This is a genomic window from Terriglobus sp. YAF25, from assembly GCF_052113305.1.
In the GTDB taxonomy this organism is placed as follows: Bacteria; Acidobacteriota; Terriglobia; order Terriglobales; family Acidobacteriaceae; genus Terriglobus.
The window spans coordinates 1-2,273 of record NZ_JBFRCY010000727.1 but is presented as its reverse complement, the minus strand read 5'-3'; the positions used below and the strand labels follow the sequence as shown (position 1 = coordinate 2,273).

General features: G+C 57.1%; 2 protein-coding genes and 1 pseudogene. All 3 read right to left on the bottom strand.

Features of this window, described 5'->3' with window-relative positions:
• Positions 1-341 precede the first annotated feature (341 nt).
• A complete protein-coding gene (lptE, locus tag AB4043_RS22940) occupies positions 342-857 on the bottom strand; it encodes an LPS assembly lipoprotein LptE (RefSeq protein ID WP_442301988.1) in 516 nt (171 codons plus the stop codon).
• Positions 858-1,126: 269 nt separating this feature from the next.
• A complete protein-coding gene (locus AB4043_RS22935) occupies positions 1,127-1,483 on the bottom strand; it encodes a DUF4260 domain-containing protein (protein WP_442301987.1) in 357 nt (118 codons plus the stop codon).
• A gap of 63 nt (positions 1,484-1,546) precedes the next feature.
• Positions 1,547-2,273, bottom strand: a pseudogene (locus tag AB4043_RS22930) (ATP-dependent zinc metalloprotease FtsH); the annotation flags it as partial.

Genomic DNA, 2,273 nt, shown 5'->3' with positions numbered 1-2,273 from the left:
GCCTTACGAGCCCGTTCAAACACTAACAGCTCAAAGCCGACGAAAACAAAACCGGGATTCGGGTTCGGGGAAGCGATCTCCGCCTGAAACCGGTCCACGGATGCAAAGCTGCGCAAAGCTGCCATTACCTTGATTTTCAACGGCTACGGCGTGTTAACGGCAGTGGAAATCAGGGGACGAATCCAAAGAAGAACATACTTTGAGCCTTGACCGACGCGGCGTGCACAAAGGATTGTGCAATCCACAGGGCCCTCGGATAACTGGATACCCTTACTGGCGGTCCAAGTCGTCTCCGACTACGCACCATTCAACAATTCAACGATTCAACCATTCAACTTCTTTTAGAAGCTCTCCACCATGTCGCTGACCAACGCCTGGGCAAAGTTCCGTGCCAGCCGCTGGACGGCCGGACTGTCTTCCTGGATGAAGGCACCCAGGTCCTGTGTCGACTGATACTGCTCCCGGAAGCTGAAGCCGTTGTTCTTGTACAGAACCCGTCCGTCCGGCGCGGTCAGCTCCACCTTGGCCACAATCGTGATCAGGTAACTGGAGGTTTGTCCGCTGGTGGAGTCATACGTTAGCGGAGCAATGGTCTGAGAGGTGATGGTTCCGGTCAACAGAGCGTCACTGTTCTCCGGCTTCTCATCAGACGTGACTACATAGCGGGTGCGATTGTTGAGCGCGTGCACCACGGCCTGCGTAAAAGCTACTTCGGTGTGATAGCTCTGCGTATTGTTCTTGAAGATGGGGACCGCGAGTGTACGCACGCCCGCCGGAATATGCGTAGCCTGCCCCGCACGGTGATAGCCACAACCAGTTGCTGCCAGCAAAACAGAGAGAAAGACGAACCGCTTCATCGCATGTTCAGTGTACGCAGAATCAAAGGTACCCCACTCTTTTTACTTGCCACTTCGGAGCGCTGAAGGCGCGTTCTATATCAGCCTGGGGCAACGCCCCAGGTAGCGAGTCCACAAAGAGTTGGAGGGCTGAAGGCCCGTTCTATATTCATGCAGTCTTGCGTTCTTGAAACGTCTCGATACCGCCGCGCACTTAACTCGCAGCCCACAGCTCGCTTGGCAGAGCACACTATGACAAAATTCGATCTCACGCTAGCTATAGGGCAGGCCTACAGACGCTGCAGATGCGTGTCTTTGAAGTGCGTAGGGTACTTCAATCCATAGCCCAGCAGGCGGTCAAAGCCAATATGGCTGATCCAGATCAGCGCAATCGCCAAAGCTCGCGGATGGTGCGCCCAGGCAGCCACGATAGCAAGCAGAACAGGCAGCACCTCCGTGTGAAAGAAGTTGTACGCCGCCGCTCCAATGCGAGCGCCCGCTGCAAAACCGATCATCGAAAGATCCGGCACAAGGAAGAGCAGACCGAAGAGCAGCCAGCTTGCATGGATCTGTTGGTAGAAGAACAGGGCAGCCGCAAAGACGGCGGCACCTTCGAGATGCAACAGAACTCGGGGACGCGTCAGCATGCCTTCACGCTAAACGAAAAGGCCACCCGGAAGGGTGGCCTTTCGATTTCCTGTATCAGGAATTTATGCGGGGCTAGGACGGCTGTCGCCAAAGCCAGGAGCGCGGCCGCTCTCAGGCTTCAGGACCTTCTGCGTATCCGCAGTGTTCGAGTCCGCGTGGGCCAGAGCCGACTTCGACGGAGGCAGATCCTTGCCTTCGATGATGAGGCGGATCTCCTGTGCGTCGATCGTCTCACGCTCCAGCAGGGCTTGCGCCATGCGGTGCATGATGTCCTGGTTGTTCTCCAGGATCGAGTAAGCCGACTTGTAACCCGCATCGACGAAGTTACGAACCTCACCGTCGATCTGCCTGGCCGTATCGTCAGAGAAATCGCGGTGCTGTGCGATCTCGCGGCCGAGGAAGATCTGCTCTTCCTTCTTGCCGAAAGTCAACGGGCCAAGATTCGACATACCGTACTCGCAGACCATGCGGCGAGCCAGATCAGAGGAACGCTCGATGTCATTACCGGCGCCGGTGGTCATCTTCTTGAGGAAGATCTCCTCGGCGCAGCGGCCGCCCATCAGGATGGCAAGCTGCGTCTCCAGGTAGTCCTTGGTGACGGTGTGCCTGTCTTCCTCAGGAATCTGCATGGTCACACCCAGAGCCATACCGCGCGGGATGATGGTGACCTTGTGCAGCGGGTCAGCATTCTCGCGCATGGCGGCAACCAGGGCGTGGCCGGCTTCGTGATAGGCCGTGACCTTCTTCTCTTCGTCGGTCAGCAGCATCGACTTGCGCTCGGCGCCCATC